We start from the raw sequence: 15,757 nt of genomic DNA on the forward strand, positions 1-15,757 counted from the left end.
GTGCTGGGCGTGGTGCAAAAGGCGCCGCTGGCCAGCACCTTTGGCGATAGCGTCAGCGATCCGGCCTGGCGGCACAAGCCCAGCTGGTACCAGATTTCCAGCGCCGACCGCATGATTTCCCCCGTCAACCAGGAGCGCATGGCGGCGCGCCTGGGCGCCCGCAAGGTCATCACGCTGGACGCCAGCCACGCCTCGCTGGCCTCGCGCCCCGCCGAGGTGGCGGCGCTGATCCTGGAAGCGGCGGCGGCGATCACCACCGTGGCGGGGTAGTCGACAAAAAAAGGCTCCTGCATGACAGGAGCCTTGTGGCGTCGGATACGCCTTGCTGTCCTGGCCGGCGCCTCTGGGGTGCGGCGACAGCCGGACACGGCATCCACGCCAAGGAGGTTCAGCCATCAGCCAGCCACCGCCTTCACAGGAATGATTTCATCGTAGCAGCTAATTCGGCGGCAAAACTCTCCAATGTTTGCATGCGGCCAGCTTGCCGCGCTACAGCCAGCCATCCTTCTTCAGCCGCCGGTGCAGCAGGTAGCAGCCGACAAAGATGCCGACGATCACGGCCGGATAGCTGCCGCGCCATTTCAGCTCCGGCATGAATTCAAAGTTCATGCCATACAGGCTGAAGACCATGGTGGGCACGGCCAGGATCGCGCCCCAGCCGGCCAGGCGCTTGACGACTTCGTTCTGGCGGATGGAAATCTGCCCCAGCGCCACCTGCATGGCGGAATTGACCAGTTCGCGCATCTGGTTGGCCGTGTGGGTGACCCTTTTCACGTGGTCGAGAATGTCGCGGTAGTAGATGCGGTTTTCCTTGGGCACGATATCACCATGAAAACGGATCAGCTGGGTGCAGATGTCATGCAGGGGATTGACGGCCGCGTCCAGCTTCAGCAGTTCCGTCTTGAGCTGGTAGAAATCCTGCAGCTTGTCTTCGGACAGGCTGGGCTTGAACAGCTGCTGTTCATATTGCTGGAACCTGGCCTGCAGCAGGTCGATGCAGGGCTGGTACTGGTCGACGATGAAGTCGATGATGGAGTACAGCACGTAGCCGGGGCCGCTGGCAAGTTTTTCCGGCACGCTTTCCTTGCGTTCACGCAATTTCGAATAGCCGGCCGAGGGGCCATGGCGCACGGTGATGATGAAGCGGCAACCGAGGAAGACGTGGGTTTCGCCATACACGATGGCCTCGCCGTCCAGGCTGGCCGTGTGCAGCACCATGAACAGGGTGTCGCCGTATTCTTCCAGCTTGGGCCGCTCGTGCGCCCCCTGCGCATCTTCGACGGCCAGTTCGTGCAGGCCGAACGCCGTTTGCAGCGCCTGCATGGCGGTGGCGTCGGGGCTGGCCATGCCGATCCAGACGAAACAATCGGGGTCGCCAAGAAAGTCGCCCACCTTGTCGATATCGAAGTGGGCGATCTTCCTGCCATCGCGATAAGCTTCGCAATTGACGACGGCGGCGTGGTTACTGAGGTCCATGATGATTCCGGAGAGCGGCGTAAGGGCCGCCAGTATAGCGGAGCGGAAATAACTGTTCCGTTCCCCAGCGCACCCAGCCGACCATCAGCCGGGACCGGACGGCATGATTAAAACAGGCCGAACGGCGGCTTTTCCGGCGCTGCGCAGCCGACCGTCACGCACCGCGACCGTTTGCGCGATCGCGATGAACGGCAGCAGCTTTTCGCGCAGGCTCGTGGCGCCATGCAACTGGCCTGCCAGCAAGATTCATGGCAAGAGGCGAGCGGCGAGCGGCGAGCGGCGAGCGGCGGCATTCACCATAATGCTGTCCTGCATCTCGCCGGAGCGGCGGCATGGCTTTGACATGGGCGCATGTTGGCATACACTAGCGGCCAGACCAAAGACCATCGCAGCATGAATAACATATCAATAGACACACTCTCCGTGATCGCCCGGCAATGCCTCGCCGTGACCTGCCTGCAGCGCTTTTGCCAGCGCCATGCGATCATCCACCCCGCCCTGTCGGCATTCACCGAACACGTGTGGCAAATAGCACAAGTGGAAACGGGTAATTTCGTCTCCTGGGAACAAGGCTGTGCGGCACTGGCGGTGAACGGCATGGGCGACCCGTGGCCGGAGGACGTCTGCGCGGCCATCCCGGGCGAGCTGCTCGCCCCCTTGATACGACTCACCGAGCATGTGCTGGAAACGGGCGCCGCCACTTGGTACGGCGACGACCTTCCCGCCAGCAGGCGGCAGCTGGAAGCGGTGTTGCACCTGTGCGCCGAGCATGATGTGGGCGTGCCCGCCTTCGTCCATTATGTGCAGGCGGATGCGCGGCTGCGCGGCGGCTGGGGCCCCGTGCTGACTGACGGAGAAGTGCGCGCCTGGCGGGCGCTGGTCGCGACATAGCGTTGGGGCCGGTTTTGAGCGATGGGACGACGCCAGGCGCCGCCCCATGTCCACATCCGTTGATGCCGCCAGGAGAGCGCGCGGCGCTGCCTGGCGCTGCTCTTAGCGCGAGGCAGCCCTGGCGCGCGCCACGTGCAGTTTCTTGAAGCTGTCGATCAAACGCTGGTGCCTGTCGAGACCTTCGAGTTTCATGCTCGTCGGCGTCAGGCCATAGAAGCGCACGCTGCCGTCCACGGAACCCAGCACGGCATCCATGCGCTCGTCGCCGAACATGCGGCGGAAATTCACGACGTAGTCGTCCAGTTCCAGCTCGTCGTCCAGTTCGACTTCCAGCACCACGTTCAAGGCTTGATAGAACAGTTTGCGCTCGACCGTGTTGTCGTTGTACTGCAGGAAGGTTTCCACCAGTTCCTTGGCGTCCTCGAATTGCTGCAAGACCAGCTGGATCAGCAGCTTCAATTCCAGGGTCGTCAGCTGGCCCCATACCGTGTTTTCGTCGAATTCGATACCAATCAGGGTGGCGATGTCGCCGTACTCGTCGAGCTCGCTGTTTTCCAGGCGGTCCAGCAAGTCTTCCAGGCTGGCATCGTCCAGTTTATGCAGGTTCAGGATGTCGGCGCGGAACAGCAAGGCCTTGTTGGTGTTGTCCCAAATTAAGTCCTCGACCGGATACACTTCCGAATAGCCGGGCACCAGGATGCGGCAGGCCGTAGCGCCCAGCTGGTCATATTCGGCCACGTAGACTTCCTTGCCCATCTCGGCAAGGATGCCGAACAGGGTGGCCGCTTCCTCGGCATTCGAATTCTCGCCCTGGCCGGAAAAATCCCATTCGACAAAATCGTAGTCGGCCCTGGCGCTGAAAAAGCGCCACGAGACGATGCCGCTGGAATCGATGAAGTGTTCGACAAAGTTGTTCGGTTCGGTGACGGCTTCGCTGGCAAAGGTCGGCTGCGGCAAGTCGTTGAGGCCTTCAAAGCTGCGGCCCTGAAGCAGCTCCGTCAGGCTGCGCTCGAGCGCCACTTCCAGGCTCGGGTGCGCGCCGAACGAGGCAAACACGCCGCCCGTGCGCGGGTTCATCAGGGTCACGCACATCACCGGGTAGACGCCGCCCAGGGACGCATCCTTCACCAGCACGGGGAAGCCCTGCTCTTCCAGGCCCTGAATGCCGGCCAGGATGCCCGGGTATTTCGCCAGCACGTGCTGCGGCACGTCCGGCAAGGCGATCTCGCCTTCGAGGATTTCGCGCTTGACGGCCCGCTCGAAAATTTCCGACAGACATTGCACCTGCGCTTCGACCAGGGTATTGCCGGCGCTCATGCCATTGCTGACATACAGGTTTTCAATCAGGTTGGACGGGAAATACACGACCTCGCCATCGGACTGGCGCACATACGGCAGCGAGCAAATGCCGCGTTCGGTGTTGCCGGAATTGGTGTCGATCAGGTGCGAGCCCAGCAGTTCGCCGTCGGGATTATAGATATCCAGGCAATATGCATCGAGTATTTCCTTCGGCAGCGCATCCTTGCGGCCAGGCTTGAACCAGCGCTCGTTCGGATAGTGGACGAACGGCGCGTTGGCGATATCCTCGCCCCAGAACGAACCGGCGTAGAAATGGTTGTTGCTGAGGCGCTCGATATACTCGCCCAGGGCCGACGCCAGCGCGCTTTCCTTGGTCGCGCCCTTGCCGTTCGTAAAGCACATGGGCGAATGCGCATCGCGGATATGCAGCGACCACACATTCGGGATGATGTTGCGCCACGAGGCGATTTCAATCTTGATGCCCAGGCCGGCCAGCAGGCCGGACATATTGGCGATCGTCTGTTCCAGCGGCAGATCCTTGCCCGCGATATAGGTGTTCGCGCCAGGCGCCGCGCTCAAGGTCAGCAGTGCCTGGGCATCGGCGTCGAGGTTCTCGACTTCTTCGATCACGAATTCGGGGCCCGTCTGCACCACCTTCTTGACGGTGCAACGGTCGATCGACCGCAAGATGCCCTGGCGGTCCTTGGCCGAGATATCGGCCGGCAGTTCGACCTGGATCTTGAAAATCTGCTGGTAACGGTTTTCCGGATCAACGATATTGTTCTGCGACAGGCGGATGTTTTCGGTTGAAATATTGCGCGTATCGCAATACAATTTCACGAAATAAGCGGCGCACAGTGCCGATGACGCCAAAAAATAGTCGAACGGGCCAGGCGCCGAGCCATCGCCCTTGTAGCGGATGGGCTGGTCGGCGATGACCGTGAAATCGTCGAACTTGGCTTCGAGACGCAGCTTATCGAGAAAGTTGACTTTAATTTCCATGAGGCAATCCAGTATTATGCATAAGTAAGATAGGCGCTATTATCCGTCCTTTCCGGCATACGGCAAAGGCCGCTGGCCGCAGCCCTGGCGCGCCAGAGCCGCCGGGACAGCGTTGAAACATGCAACACCTGATCGCCTCCATGAAAACTCTGCATATTACTCTTGCAACTCTTGTCGCCATTTTATTGCAGCCAGTGCTGGCCTTGATCACCTTCTTCCCGTTAATGGGCGCCGAATTTTCCATCAGCAATTTTCCACCCTTAGACCTCCTCGCCATATTTGGACTCGCGGTGATGGCCGTGTCGATACTGCCCATCCTGCTGTTCGGCATACCCTGCTTTGATGCACTGAACAAGACACAAAAACTCAGCTTCCTCAGCCTGAGCGGCTGCGCCGCCGCCATGGCGATGCTGCCTTATCTTGTCATCACCTACCCCAAGCCCATACCCGGTTTCACGGCGAATCTGTCATGGCACGGGCATGTCTTGCCATATTATGACAATGGCCAGCCCATGGCATACGCCTGGCTGAGGTATGCTGAAACGGCCCTGGGGTTCGGTGCGCATGGCTTTCTTTGCGGTACAGTTTTTTACCTGTTCTGGCGCAAATACCGGACGCAGGAGGTGTAGCCTGATGCCTTATGCGCAGGAAGCCGGGGGGACATGGCACAGACAGCCCGCCACACTCCCCGCTCACCACAGCTACACCGTCACCTTGCCATTGATCTGGTCACCAAGCTTGCCAATCAGCTTGTCCAGGGTCACCGGATACGTGCGCACCCGCACGCCCGTCGCGTTGTAGACGGCGTTGGCGATGGCGGCCGCCACGCCGCAGATGCCCAGTTCGCCCACGCCCTTGGCTTTCATGGGCGAGGACATGGGGTCGGTTTCATCGAGGAAAAGCACGTCCTGGTGCGGGATATCGGCGTGCACGGGCACTTCGTAGCTGGCCAGGTCGTGGTTGACGAAGAAGCCGCGGCGCTGGTCGACCACCAGTTCCTCCATCAGGGCCGCGCCCACGCCCATGGTCATGGCGCCGATCACCTGGCTGCGGGCCGCTTTCGGATTGAGGATGCGGCCGGCGGCGCAGACGGCCAGCATGCGGCGCACGCGCACTTCGCCCGTGTCGCTGTCGACGCCCACTTCGACGAAATGCGCGCCGAAGGTGGATTGCTGGAACTTTTTATCCAGGTCGCCGTATTCCATGTGGTCTTCCGCGAAAACCTCGCCATGGTAGGCGGCCGCCGCCAGCGGCACGCTGCGCTCGCCCTGGCTCACTTGCCCATCCGAAAAACGCACCTCTTTTTCATCGAAGCCCAGCTTGCCCGCGATGGCCTGGCGCAGGCGCACGCAGGCCGCATACACGCCGGCCGTGGAACTGTTGCCGCCCCATTGCCCGCCCGAGCCGGCCGACACGGGAAAATCCGAGTCGCCCAGGCGCACGACCACCCGCTTCAATGGCACGCCCAGCATTTCCGCCGCCGTCTGGGCGATGATGGTGTAGCTGCCCGTGCCGATGTCCGTCATGTCCGTTTCCACCGTGATGATGCCGTTGCCATCGAGGCGCACCCGGGCGGCGGATTGCATGACCAGGTTGTTGCGGAAGGCGGCCGCCACGCCCATGCCGACCAGCCAGCGGCCGTCGCGCCGCGTGCCGGGCTGGGCTGGCCTTTCTTTCCAGCCGAATTCCACGGCGCCCGTGCGCAGGCAGTCGATCAGGCGGCGCTGGGAAAATGGACGGCTGGGTTTTTCCGGGTCCACCTTGGTGTCGTTGAGGATGCGGAAAACGATGGGGTCCATTTTCAATTTTTCCGCCATCTCGTCCATGGCGACTTCCAGCGCCATCAGCCCCGGCGCCTCGCCCGGCGCGCGCATGGCATTGCCTTCAGGAAGATCGAGCACGGCCAGGCGCATGGCCGTCATGCGGTTGGCGCCCGCATACAGCAAACGCGTCTGCATCACGGCCGTTTCCGGCTGGCCGCCTTTCAAGTCGCCCGACCACGATTCGTGGCCAATGGCCGTGATCTTGCCGTCGCGCGTGGCGCCGATGCGCAGGCGCTGGATGGTAGCGGGCCGGTGCGTCGTGTTATTGATCATCAGCGGGCGCGCCAGGGCTACCTTGACGGGACGCTGCGCCGCCCGCGCCCCCAGCGCCGCCAGCAAGGCTTCCGCGCGCACGAACAGCTTGCCGCCGAAACCGCCGCCGATGTAGGGCGAGACGATGCGCACCTTGTCTTTCGGCACGCCCAAAGTGCGCGCCAGGTCGCCACGCCCCCAGTCCACCATCTGGTTCGCCGTCCACACCGTCACCGCATCGCCGTTCCAGCTGGCAATCGAGGCGTGCGGCTCCATCATGGCGTGCGACTGGTCCGGCGTCGTATAGGTGGCGTCCAGGCGCACGGGCGCACGGGCATAGGCGCTGGCGAAGTCGCCCGCCTTGCTGTCGGGCTTGCCATCCTTCGGCTTGATGGCGCCGCTTTTCGCTTTTGCCAGGTCGAACGCACCCTGCTGCTCCACATATTTCACGTCAAGCAGCTGCGCGGCCGAGCGGGCCTGTTCAAACGTTTCCGCCACCACCAGGGCGATGGCCTGGTGGTAATGTTCGATGTCCGGGCCGGCCAGCAGCTTGGCCGTGTTCATCTTGCCCTTGCCCAGCTTGCCCGCCGATTCGGCCGTCACCACGGCCAGCACGCCCGGCGCGCGCCGCGCGGCGCCGGTGTCGATGGCGGCGATGCGTCCCTTGGCAATGGCTGCGCCCACCACGTAGCCATACACGGCGTTCGGTGCGGCGGCATGCTGTTCATACGCGTACGGCGCCGTGCCCGTGGTTTTCAGGGGGCCGTCGATGCGGTCCGTGGCGCGGCCCACGACTTTCAACTGGTCGATGGGATTGGTGGTCGCAGGTGTGGAAAATTTCATGGCATCAGCCTTTCTTCGCTTGTGCTTCAGCCATCACGGAAGCAATCGTGCGCTGCGCCAAGGTCACCTTGAAGGCGTTGTCGTCCGTCGGCCTGGCGCCGGCCAGCAACTGCTGTGCCACGGCGGCGGCGCCATTCGGCAACGCCTGCTCGGCGCCGGCCACGCGCCACGGCTGCGGCGCGACGCCGCCCAGGGCCAGCCTGCCCGTGCCGTTCGGCAAGATCACGGCCGCCACGGAGACCAGCGCGAACGCATACGAGGCGCGGTCGCGCACCTTGCGATAGAAATGCGTGCCGCCCAGCGGCGGCGGCAAGACCACGCTGGTGATCAGCTCGCCCGGCTGCAGCACGCTTTCCAGCTGCGGCGTGTTGCCCGGCAAACGGTAAAAGTCGGCGATGGGGATGCTGCGCACGGCGCCGTCGGGACGCACGGTGTCGATGCTGGCGTCCAGCAGGCGCATGGCCACGGCCATGTCGCTCGGGTGCGTAGCGATGCAGGCCTCGCTGCCGCCCAGGATCGCCAGCGGCCGGCTGAAGCCGCCGATGGCGGAACAGCCGCTGCCCGGCACGCGCTTGTTGCAGGCCTGGTTCGTGTCATAGAAATACGGGCAGCGCGTGCGCTGCAGCAGATTGCCCGCCGTCGTCGCCTTGTTGCGCAATTGCGCCGAGGCACCAGCCAGCAAGGCGCGCGACAATACGCCATAGTCGCGCCGCACTGTGGCATGGGCGGCCAGCGCCGTGTTGCGCACCAGCGCGCCGATGCGCAAGCCCCCATCACGGGTAGCTTCCACCTTGTCCAAGGCCAGGCCATTGACGTCGATCAAATGCGCGGGCGTTTCGATTTCCAGTTTCATCAGGTCGAGCAGATTCGTGCCGCCGGCGATGAACTTGGCGCCCGGCGTGCGCAAGGCGGCAGCCGCCGCTTCGGCCTGCGTGGCCGCCTTCTGGTAGCTGAAGACTCTCATGCGGGCCTCCCCGCCACTTCGGTGATGGCCTCGATGATATTGGAATAGGCGCCGCAGCGGCAGATATTGCCGCTCATGCGCTCGCGCAATTCTTCCGGCGTCACTTGCGGCCGGGCGTTCAGGTCCGCGCTGACGTGGCTGGGGATGCCCTGGCGAATTTCTCCGAGCGCGGCGACGGCCGAACAGATCTGCCCCGGGGTACAGTAGCCGCATTGAAAGCCGTCATGCGCGATGAAGGCGGCCTGCATCGGATGCAATTTCTCGGGCGTGCCCAGCCCTTCGATGGTGGTCACTTTGGCGCCGTCATGCATCACGGCCAGGGTCAGGCAGGAATTGATGCGCTGGCCGTCGAGCATGACGGTGCAGGCGCCGCACTGGCCATGGTCGCAGCCCTTCTTGGTGCCCGTCAGGTGCAACTGTTCGCGCAGGGCGTCGAGCAAGCTGGTGCGGGTGTCGATGTCCAGGCTGTGGCGCTGGCCGTTGATGTCCAGGCTGACTTTCATCAAAACGGGCGGCGCCTGCCCGGCCTGGCCGGCTGCGGTGGCTGTATTGGCCGCTTCGGCCGCTCCCGCCACGCCGGGCACGGCCACGGCGGTGGCCGACAGCGCGCCGGCGATCAGCAGGCCGCGCCTGCCGGCATTGATGTGATTAGGCTCCGTCATGTCGCGCTTCCTCCTGGCTGTGGTCTGGCTGGGTGGGCGCATGCAGGCCCGAGGTTCCAGCCTGACAGGAAGATAGGTTTGCGTCTGTACGCTAACGAACGTTCAGCCTCAGGCTGCGCCGAGTCGTGCCGACCCCGCCCTGCGCCGCGTAGCCCGTAAGCCTGGCGCAATGGTCGAGTGCCTGGCGCAGGGCCGTATCCACATTGCGCAAGGACATATCGTGCCGCTGCGCCACCTCCTGGCGGCTCAGTTCATCCACGCGCAGCGCTTCGAGCACCTGCCGGTGGCGCCGCGGCAGCAGCGCGACAGCCTGCGCCAGCCGCCGCACGTCCGCCTGCAGCTCGGCCAGGCGTTCCGGCCCGGCCGCCGTATCGGCGAGAAAATCGACCAGGCCGGCGGCGCCGTCGCCATCGCCTCCGTCCGCATACAGCCAGGCGCGGTTGCGGCGCAGGCTGTCCATGGCCGCATTGCAGGCGACGCGGAAGACATAGGCGACAGGGCTGTGCGCCAATGACGCGCCGCCGTCACCCACCATGGCGCCCAGGCGCAGCCAGGCGTCGTGCAGGCTGTCGCTGGCCAGCTCGGCACAGCCCAGGTGGCGCTCCAGGCGCCGGTGCAGGGCCGCGTAATTGCTTTCCAGCACAGCCTGCAGTTGCGCGCCCTGCCCTGGCGCCACGTCGTTGGCCGCCTGCAGACGGGGCCGGATGGCGGGCCGGTACCAGGCCATGCCGGCCATGCGCAGGGGCAAGGCAGCAGCCATACTCGCCACGCCGGCCATCATGGCGACAACCTGCTGCGCTCTTGCAGCGTCAACTGGCGCGTGGCCGATTCCGGCAGCTGGCCCAGGCCCAGCACGCGCACGGCGCTGCGCGGATTGTAATCGGCCGCCTCGACGCGCGCGCCGTCCTGCGGCGTGGCTTGCGCGCTGTCGGGCGGCGCGTCATTGCCAAAGCCCAGCACGCGCACCGTGAATACCGACGGCTGCGCCGAACGGGTGGCTGCGCGTTCGCGCTGCACCACGTCCTGCGCCGCCGCCGTGGCCTGCGTGGCGGCCGCGCTGGCATTCGTCATGGCGGCCACGTTGACGGACGCCACTGCCGGCATTCCCTTGGATTCGCCCTTGACCTGGATATTCGCCGCGTTCATCACGCTCAGCGCGGCCAGGTTGACGTTGCCCGAGACGCGGATGCCCGCCTCGCCCGCATCAATGGTGCCCAGCGGCGCCAGCAAGTCCACGTCGCCGGCCGGCACTTCGGCGATCGGCGCCAGGGTGGCGATGCCGGCGCCCGTGCTCGGCACGTCGGACGACAGGGTCACTTTGCCCCAGTTGTCATACACGCGCTTGGGCGGCGTGTAGACGATGGTCGACTTCGAACCGCGGCCCGCGTTGATGTCGCCCGTCGACGACCAGCCGAGGATATCGCCGCCAAACGTCGTCATGATGCGACTCTGGCCCAGCAGGATGCTGCCGTGCGCGAACAGGTCGATATTGCCGCCGCCCTTGGTGATAACACCCGAGGTCGACGGCGGCGCCTCGCCTTCGATGCCGAAGACCTGCCTGCCGCCCGGCGTCAACAGCTGAATGTCGCCGCCGAAGTTCGTGTGCACGTAGCCGCTGCGGGGGAAATAGTCCCAGCGCTGCTCGCCGTCATTCCTCAGGGCGTATAGGCCGCGGTACATGATAATGTCGCCCGCATAGGCAATCGCCTTGCCGCTGGCGTCCGTGGCCGGTGCCAGGCCCGCGATGGCGTTGCGGCTGCGCAGGAAGCTGCCATAGCGGGCGCTGTCCGCATCGTTGAACTCGCGCCCGCCCGCCTTCAGCTCCGCGAAATACACATTGCGCGCAAACACGCGCTGCTGCGGTTCGGGCAAGGCCAGATAAAAGGCAAGCGCTTCGGCAGGCGTGCCCTTGAAGCCGTAGCGTTCACCGAGCCAGGCAGTCAGTTCACTGCCGTACGATTTCACCACCTTGCCGGCCTGGTCGGCCAGCGGCACACCCGTCTGCGCCACGTTCGCGGGGTCAAGATAGGGCTTGACGAAGCGCAGGTAGTCGAGGCCGGCCGCGCCCACGCCCGCCTGCATGGCGATGCCGGCGCCCGGGCGCTTGTCGCCGGCCACAATGGGACCGAGGCTGACGACGCTGCCCTTGTCCTGCATCAATATGTTGCGCCCGGCGCTGATATCGAGCGTGCCGGGGCCGGCCACGTTGAAGGAACTGCCGAGGATATCGCGTCCGGCCGCGACCACCGACACGTCAAACGCATTGTTATGTACGAACAGGTTGCTGTAATTGCGGAACATCATGTCGCCACCGCTCGTGCCGTCGATGGCCTCCAGCAGCACCGTGCCGCTGCCGACAATATCGCGGCCCGCCTTCATCCAGACCGGTTGCGCCCCCTCGTACCAGGTGATGCCAGCACGTTTGGCGTCGTAGAACACCACCATGCGGCCGCTATTGACGCCGACCAGATCGCCCTTCACGGCGTAGATGCGCGCCGCTTGCGTGCCGCTGTTGGCCGGACCGGCGGCGGAATCGGGACCAAAGGCGAACAGCGGATGGTTCCACTGCGACGACGGCACGCCCGTACTCGAGACATTGCCGCCCGCGGCAGTCTGGCTGCCAGGCCTGAGGTTCCAGCCCTCGAAGGCCGGCTTGAACGGCGTCGCCATGCTGTCGGCGGCCGCGCCCGACTGGCTGACGGCGTAGCCGCCCGCATAGATGGAATCGCCGGCCAGCCATTGCAGCTGCGCGTTGGGCGACGGCGCCAGCAGCAACGGTTCAGCATAGGCGGTCGCGCCACCCCAGTCCGTGATGGTCTTGCCGTAGTACAAGCTGCCATTTGCGGCCGCGGCCCGCACGATGGAAGGATAGACGACGGCCAGGTCGGTGGCCGTGCCGACCGGCGCGGTCAGCGGCGTCATGTTGCCGCCAGCGGAGAACAGGTCGAGCGCCGTGCGCGGCGTCCACAGGCTGAACCAGCTGTAGCCGGCGCCTGGTTCGCCTTCCGCGCTGGTATACGACGCGGCGTTGAACATGGGGACGCGGCCCGGGTCGGCCACGTCCTGCAGCACCTGGTCGCCCAGGGTGGCCACATTGAAGGTGGCGTCGCCGGGCACCAGGGTCATGCCACCCTGCGGCATCGCGCGGGTGGCGCGGAAGGCGTCAAAGGCCCGCGTTTCCAGCGGCACATGGTCGGTGGCGCGCGTGCCGTACTGCAGCGCGACCTTGCCCAGCTGGGCAGCGGCCACCTCCACGTGGCCGCGCAAGTCGGCCAGCGCACCATTCAGATGTCCTGCGTTGGCTAGGCTGGCCGGATTGAGAGCGCCGCCCACGCGCAGGTCCAGGTCGCCGCCACCCGTCAGTTGCAGGCTGCCGTCGGCCAGCACGCGGCCCGTGCTGCCTACGGCCAGCAGCAAGCCTTGCGAGCGCGGATTGATGTTGGTGTTGAAGACGGTGGCAACCTTCGGTGCCAGCGCGCCCGCATCGCCCGCCACGTCGGCGCGCACATTGCCGCCGCCCAGGGTGCCGAAGCCCGTAAAGCCCAACACGGTATCGGCCAGGCTATCGCGCCCCACGTAGCTGCCGAAATTGATCCACCACGCCGTCGGCTGGGCCGAACCACCGGTGGCCACGCCACCGCTGCCCTGGCGCCACAGCCAGTTGCCTACCGCCACAGAATCGCCGGGACCATCCGTTCTGACGGGGCGCCCGTTGGTGGCGGCAGATGCGCCGACCAGCGAGCCGCTCAGGTCACCCGCCACCTGCAGCAGCAGATTGCCGCCGTGGTCCGGATACCAGGCGCGGTAGACGCTGTCGGCGCCGCCATCGACCAGGCGTTCATGCGCGCCATCGGGATTGGACAGCACCGTGCCGTCCAGGTTGCGCGCGCGCGGCAGGTTGTACGGGTCGCCGGCCGCCGTCGCCACCGACGACATGCCTGCCGTGTAGACGCCGTACAGGCTGTCCATGCGCAGGTCGCCGCCGCTGACCAGATCCAGGTCGCCGGTGCCCGTGCGCAGCACGCTGTAGCGCAGGCTCGATGCCTTGTAGTCGAAGGTGGGGTTGGAGGTGCCGCACCAGGTGGGATTTTCATCGCACATGGTGGGCCAGCCCAGGCCGGCCAGGTCAACCACGTCGCCCGCCTTCACGCTGGAGTCGGCGAATTCTTCCGCGCCGGCCTTGGTCCATACATAGGCCACCTTCAGCACGCACATGCTGGCGTCGCCAGCGCAGAATTCCGCCACGGTCTGGCCGAACTGGCTGATGAATTCCTCGGTGATGGGTTCGCCTGCCACGATGCCGACGATACCCTCGCGCTCGCCCAGCTCCTGCGCCGCCTGCGTCCAGTGCTGCACGCCCTTCGGCGGCACCAGCACGCCATACATGCCGTAATGGCTGTCGGCCAGGCGCAGGGTGCCGTGCTTCGGATGCGCCTGCACGCTGCGCGTGTCGGCCGCCTCCAGGTCGGCACCGGCCGCCAGGCGCATGCCCCACGATTGCGAGCCTTCGGCCAGCATGGGTGCGATGGCCCACAGCCTGCCCTGACGGCCCGCCACTTCCGGACGCAGTTCGATGGCATCCACGCCGGGCAGCAGCTTGACGTCGGTGCCGTTCGGGATCAGCGCGCCGACGGGCAGCGCCACTTTGCCACTGAGGGTGACCACGTTGCGCTCGCCCAGCAAGCCGGGCAAGGCGATGCCTTTCGGCCAGGTCATGGCGCGCACCTTGACCATTTGCGCGATCACGCTGCCCGCGTCGAGGCGCGTGCCGGAAGGCAGGGTTTGCGCCGTGGACAGCAAGGTGCCCGCCGCATGCAGGACATTGCCGGCACTGTCGCGCACGGCGGCCGCCAGCACCGTACCGGCCGGCAAGGTGAGCACCTGGTTCAGGATCACGTCCACGGGCAGGCGCGTATTGGCGCGGAAACTCAGGGCCTTGACGGGCACGTCGTAATTGAGCGTGACGCCGCCCGGGAAGATGGTGCCGTCTGCCAGAGTCACGCCCTGGCCCGGCACGATGACGTCGCTGCCGTTGATGTCGCGCCCCGGCAGCAGGCGCCAGCCCGTGTCGTCCTGCGTGACGGGCGGCGGCGCGAAGCCGTCATTGATGCTGCCGTAGATATTCAGATCGCCGCCGGCGCGCAGCAGCAGGCTGCCCACCTCGCCAGAGCCGCGCACGGCCGTTTGCTGGAAACGCGGGTTGAGGCTGGCGTAGCGCATGCCCGACAGATCCAGGTCGCCCTGCACCACCAGGTCGCCGTCTGGCGTCTTGCTGACGATATCGACACCGGGACGCAGGTGCAGCGCCTCGGCATACGCGGCCGTGTTCAAGCCGGCCAGCTTGCCATTGCGCAAGTTCGTGTTGGCCAGCGCCGCATTGACAAACGCCTTGCTGTCCGCATGCTTGCTGTCGAGATACGCCTGGTTGATCACCTGATACGGGCGGCCGCTGGCCGACAGGTCCCCGGCATAGGCCGCGTCGTCATAGCGCTGCATGGCGTTGATGGCGATGGATTTCGCGCCACGGATGGTGAAACCGCCGCCGGCGGCAATGGCGATGTCGCCAAAGGTGGCGGCATCCATGTCCGTGCGCGCACCGCCGCTGCCCATGCGCGGCGCGCTCAATTCCACCGTGCCGCGCGCGGCGCCGTCGTATTCGCCCTTGCCCTTGCCCGGCACGGCCGCCGTGCCATGGCGCACGTCGATCTGCGCGCCGCCGGCCAGGTCCAATGTGCCGTCGCCCGCGTTCAGCTCCACCATGGCGCGGTTCGGACTGTCGATGATCTTGCCATAGCTGTCGACGCGCAAGACCGTGCCATGCGCGTCGAGCACGGCGTTGTTGGCCAGGGTGAGGCCCTGCTTGCCGGCCAGGCGGATACTGCCCACGCGCTCGCCGCTGGCGTCGATGGTGCCAGCGACGGTGAGGCGGCCATTGTCGACGGACACCTGCACTTCGCCTGCCTTCAGTTCATTGCCGATGGCCAGGTCGCCCTGCTTCAGCTGGAAGCTGCGCGCGCCCGTCACGCCGCCTTCGCTCAGGCGCTTGTTCAGCGAAGCGAACTGGCTGTCCAGGGTGCCGCTTGCGCCCAGGGTTTGCGCGCGCACGTCCACGCTGCCATTCTTGTACAGCACCACGGTGCCGCCCGCGTCGTAGCTGCCGCTGGCGCCGCCCAATATCTTGCCCTGCAACTCCACCATGCCGGCCGCGCCATCGAGGGCCACGGCCTTCAGGCTGCCGGCGCGGTTGTTTTCAGCCGACAGGTCGATCACGCTGCCGCCGACTGCGCGGATATCGCCGGCGCGGCTGTCCAGGGTCACGTCGCCGCCCCAGCTGTATTTATCCACGTCGAAGAAGGTACTCTTGCGGCCCGCCATGTCGATGCGCGCAGCGTCGGCCACGCTGATGTCGTGCTGCGCATTGACCATGAGCTTGCCGCTTGGCAGCACCACGGCTGTTGCCACAGTCACGCTGTCGCCGTTCAAGGCCAGCTGGGCACCCAGTGCGGCGTTATTTTTGACGGGAGCGGCTGGCGCCGCGCCCGCCG

11 protein-coding genes are annotated in these 15,757 nt (G+C 65.6%); 3 read left to right on the forward strand and 8 right to left on the reverse strand.

Annotation, left to right across the window (positions count from 1 at the left end):
* A partial coding sequence (locus tag JaAD80_RS22495) for an alpha/beta hydrolase (RefSeq protein WP_308410638.1) occupies positions 1 to 270 on the forward strand: 270 nt, incomplete at its 5' end.
* A gap of 219 nt (positions 271 to 489) precedes the next feature.
* On the opposite strand, the gene JaAD80_RS22500 is transcribed toward JaAD80_RS22495, so the two are convergent.
* Both JaAD80_RS22500 and JaAD80_RS30850 read right to left on the reverse strand, forming a co-directional pair.
* Complete coding sequence (locus JaAD80_RS22500; RefSeq protein ID WP_102297648.1) at positions 490 to 1,476, reverse strand: magnesium and cobalt transport protein CorA; 987 nt, start codon at positions 1,474 to 1,476, stop codon at positions 490 to 492.
* Positions 1,477 to 1,560: 84 nt separating this feature from the next.
* Positions 1,561 to 1,719, reverse strand: a complete 159-nt coding sequence (locus JaAD80_RS30850) for a hypothetical protein (RefSeq protein WP_180979540.1) — start codon at positions 1,717 to 1,719, stop codon at positions 1,561 to 1,563.
* Between the two features lie 150 nt (positions 1,720 to 1,869).
* Here JaAD80_RS30850 and JaAD80_RS22505 point away from each other — a divergent pair, with 150 nt between their 5' ends.
* Complete coding sequence (locus tag JaAD80_RS22505) at positions 1,870 to 2,367, forward strand: hypothetical protein (protein WP_146012484.1); 498 nt, start codon at positions 1,870 to 1,872, stop codon at positions 2,365 to 2,367.
* 102 nt (positions 2,368 to 2,469) lie between these two features.
* On the opposite strand, the gene JaAD80_RS22510 is transcribed toward JaAD80_RS22505, so the two are convergent.
* A complete protein-coding gene (locus JaAD80_RS22510; RefSeq protein ID WP_102297652.1) occupies positions 2,470 to 4,668 on the reverse strand; it encodes an OsmC domain/YcaO domain-containing protein in 2,199 nt (732 codons plus the stop codon).
* Between the two features lie 140 nt (positions 4,669 to 4,808).
* On the opposite strand from JaAD80_RS22510, the gene JaAD80_RS22515 reads away from it, so the two are divergent.
* Complete coding sequence (locus tag JaAD80_RS22515; RefSeq protein WP_180979541.1) at positions 4,809 to 5,297, forward strand: hypothetical protein; 489 nt, start codon at positions 4,809 to 4,811, stop codon at positions 5,295 to 5,297.
* Positions 5,298 to 5,369: 72 nt separating this feature from the next.
* Here the strand turns inward: JaAD80_RS22515 and paoC are convergent, their stop codons facing one another.
* The 5 genes from paoC to JaAD80_RS31610 form a co-directional block, all read right to left on the reverse strand.
* The gene (gene paoC / locus JaAD80_RS22520; protein ID WP_102297657.1) at positions 5,370 to 7,586 is read right to left on the reverse strand and encodes an aldehyde oxidoreductase molybdenum-binding subunit PaoC; all 2,217 of its coding nucleotides are present in this window, start codon (positions 7,584 to 7,586) and stop codon (positions 5,370 to 5,372) included.
* A 4-nt stretch (positions 7,587 to 7,590) separates the two neighbouring features.
* Positions 7,591 to 8,550 carry a xanthine dehydrogenase family protein subunit M gene (locus JaAD80_RS22525; protein ID WP_102297660.1) on the reverse strand — a complete coding sequence of 320 codons (960 nt, stop codon included), beginning with the start codon at positions 8,548 to 8,550 and terminating at the stop codon, positions 7,591 to 7,593.
* Positions 8,547 to 9,212 carry an aldehyde dehydrogenase iron-sulfur subunit PaoA gene (gene paoA / locus JaAD80_RS22530; RefSeq protein WP_102297662.1) on the reverse strand — a complete coding sequence of 222 codons (666 nt, stop codon included), beginning with the start codon at positions 9,210 to 9,212 and terminating at the stop codon, positions 8,547 to 8,549. The genes JaAD80_RS22525 and paoA overlap by 4 nt, the downstream gene beginning before the upstream one ends.
* A gap of 91 nt (positions 9,213 to 9,303) precedes the next feature.
* A complete protein-coding gene (locus JaAD80_RS22535) occupies positions 9,304 to 9,993 on the reverse strand; it encodes a sigma-70 family RNA polymerase sigma factor (RefSeq protein ID WP_102297664.1) in 690 nt (229 codons plus the stop codon).
* On the reverse strand, positions 9,990 to 15,680 hold the full coding sequence (locus tag JaAD80_RS31610) for a filamentous haemagglutinin family protein (RefSeq protein ID WP_258003129.1): 5,691 nt from the start codon (positions 15,678 to 15,680) through the stop codon (positions 9,990 to 9,992). Before JaAD80_RS31610 ends, JaAD80_RS22535 begins: the two co-directional genes overlap by 4 nt.
* Positions 15,681 to 15,757: the final 77 nt, after the last annotated feature.

The sequence above is a fragment of the Janthinobacterium sp. AD80 genome, assembly GCF_002878455.1.
Taxonomy (GTDB): Bacteria; Pseudomonadota; Gammaproteobacteria; order Burkholderiales; family Burkholderiaceae_D; genus Janthinobacterium.

Coding starts and splice junctions, on each gene's coding strand:
- paoA (WP_102297662.1), bottom strand. CDS start 9,212: ATGACGGAGCCTAATCACATCAATGCCGGCAGGCGCGGCCTGCTGATC.
- JaAD80_RS22515 (WP_180979541.1), top strand. CDS start 4,809: ATGAAAACTCTGCATATTACTCTTGCAACTCTTGTCGCCATTTTATTG.
- JaAD80_RS22535 (WP_102297664.1), bottom strand. CDS start 9,993: ATGATGGCCGGCGTGGCGAGTATGGCTGCTGCCTTGCCCCTGCGCATG.
- JaAD80_RS22525 (WP_102297660.1), bottom strand. CDS start 8,550: ATGAGAGTCTTCAGCTACCAGAAGGCGGCCACGCAGGCCGAAGCGGCG.
- JaAD80_RS22500 (WP_102297648.1), bottom strand. CDS start 1,476: ATGGACCTCAGTAACCACGCCGCCGTCGTCAATTGCGAAGCTTATCGC.
- JaAD80_RS22510 (WP_102297652.1), bottom strand. CDS start 4,668: ATGGAAATTAAAGTCAACTTTCTCGATAAGCTGCGTCTCGAAGCCAAG.
- JaAD80_RS22505 (WP_146012484.1), top strand. CDS start 1,870: ATGAATAACATATCAATAGACACACTCTCCGTGATCGCCCGGCAATGC.
- paoC (WP_102297657.1), bottom strand. CDS start 7,586: ATGAAATTTTCCACACCTGCGACCACCAATCCCATCGACCAGTTGAAA.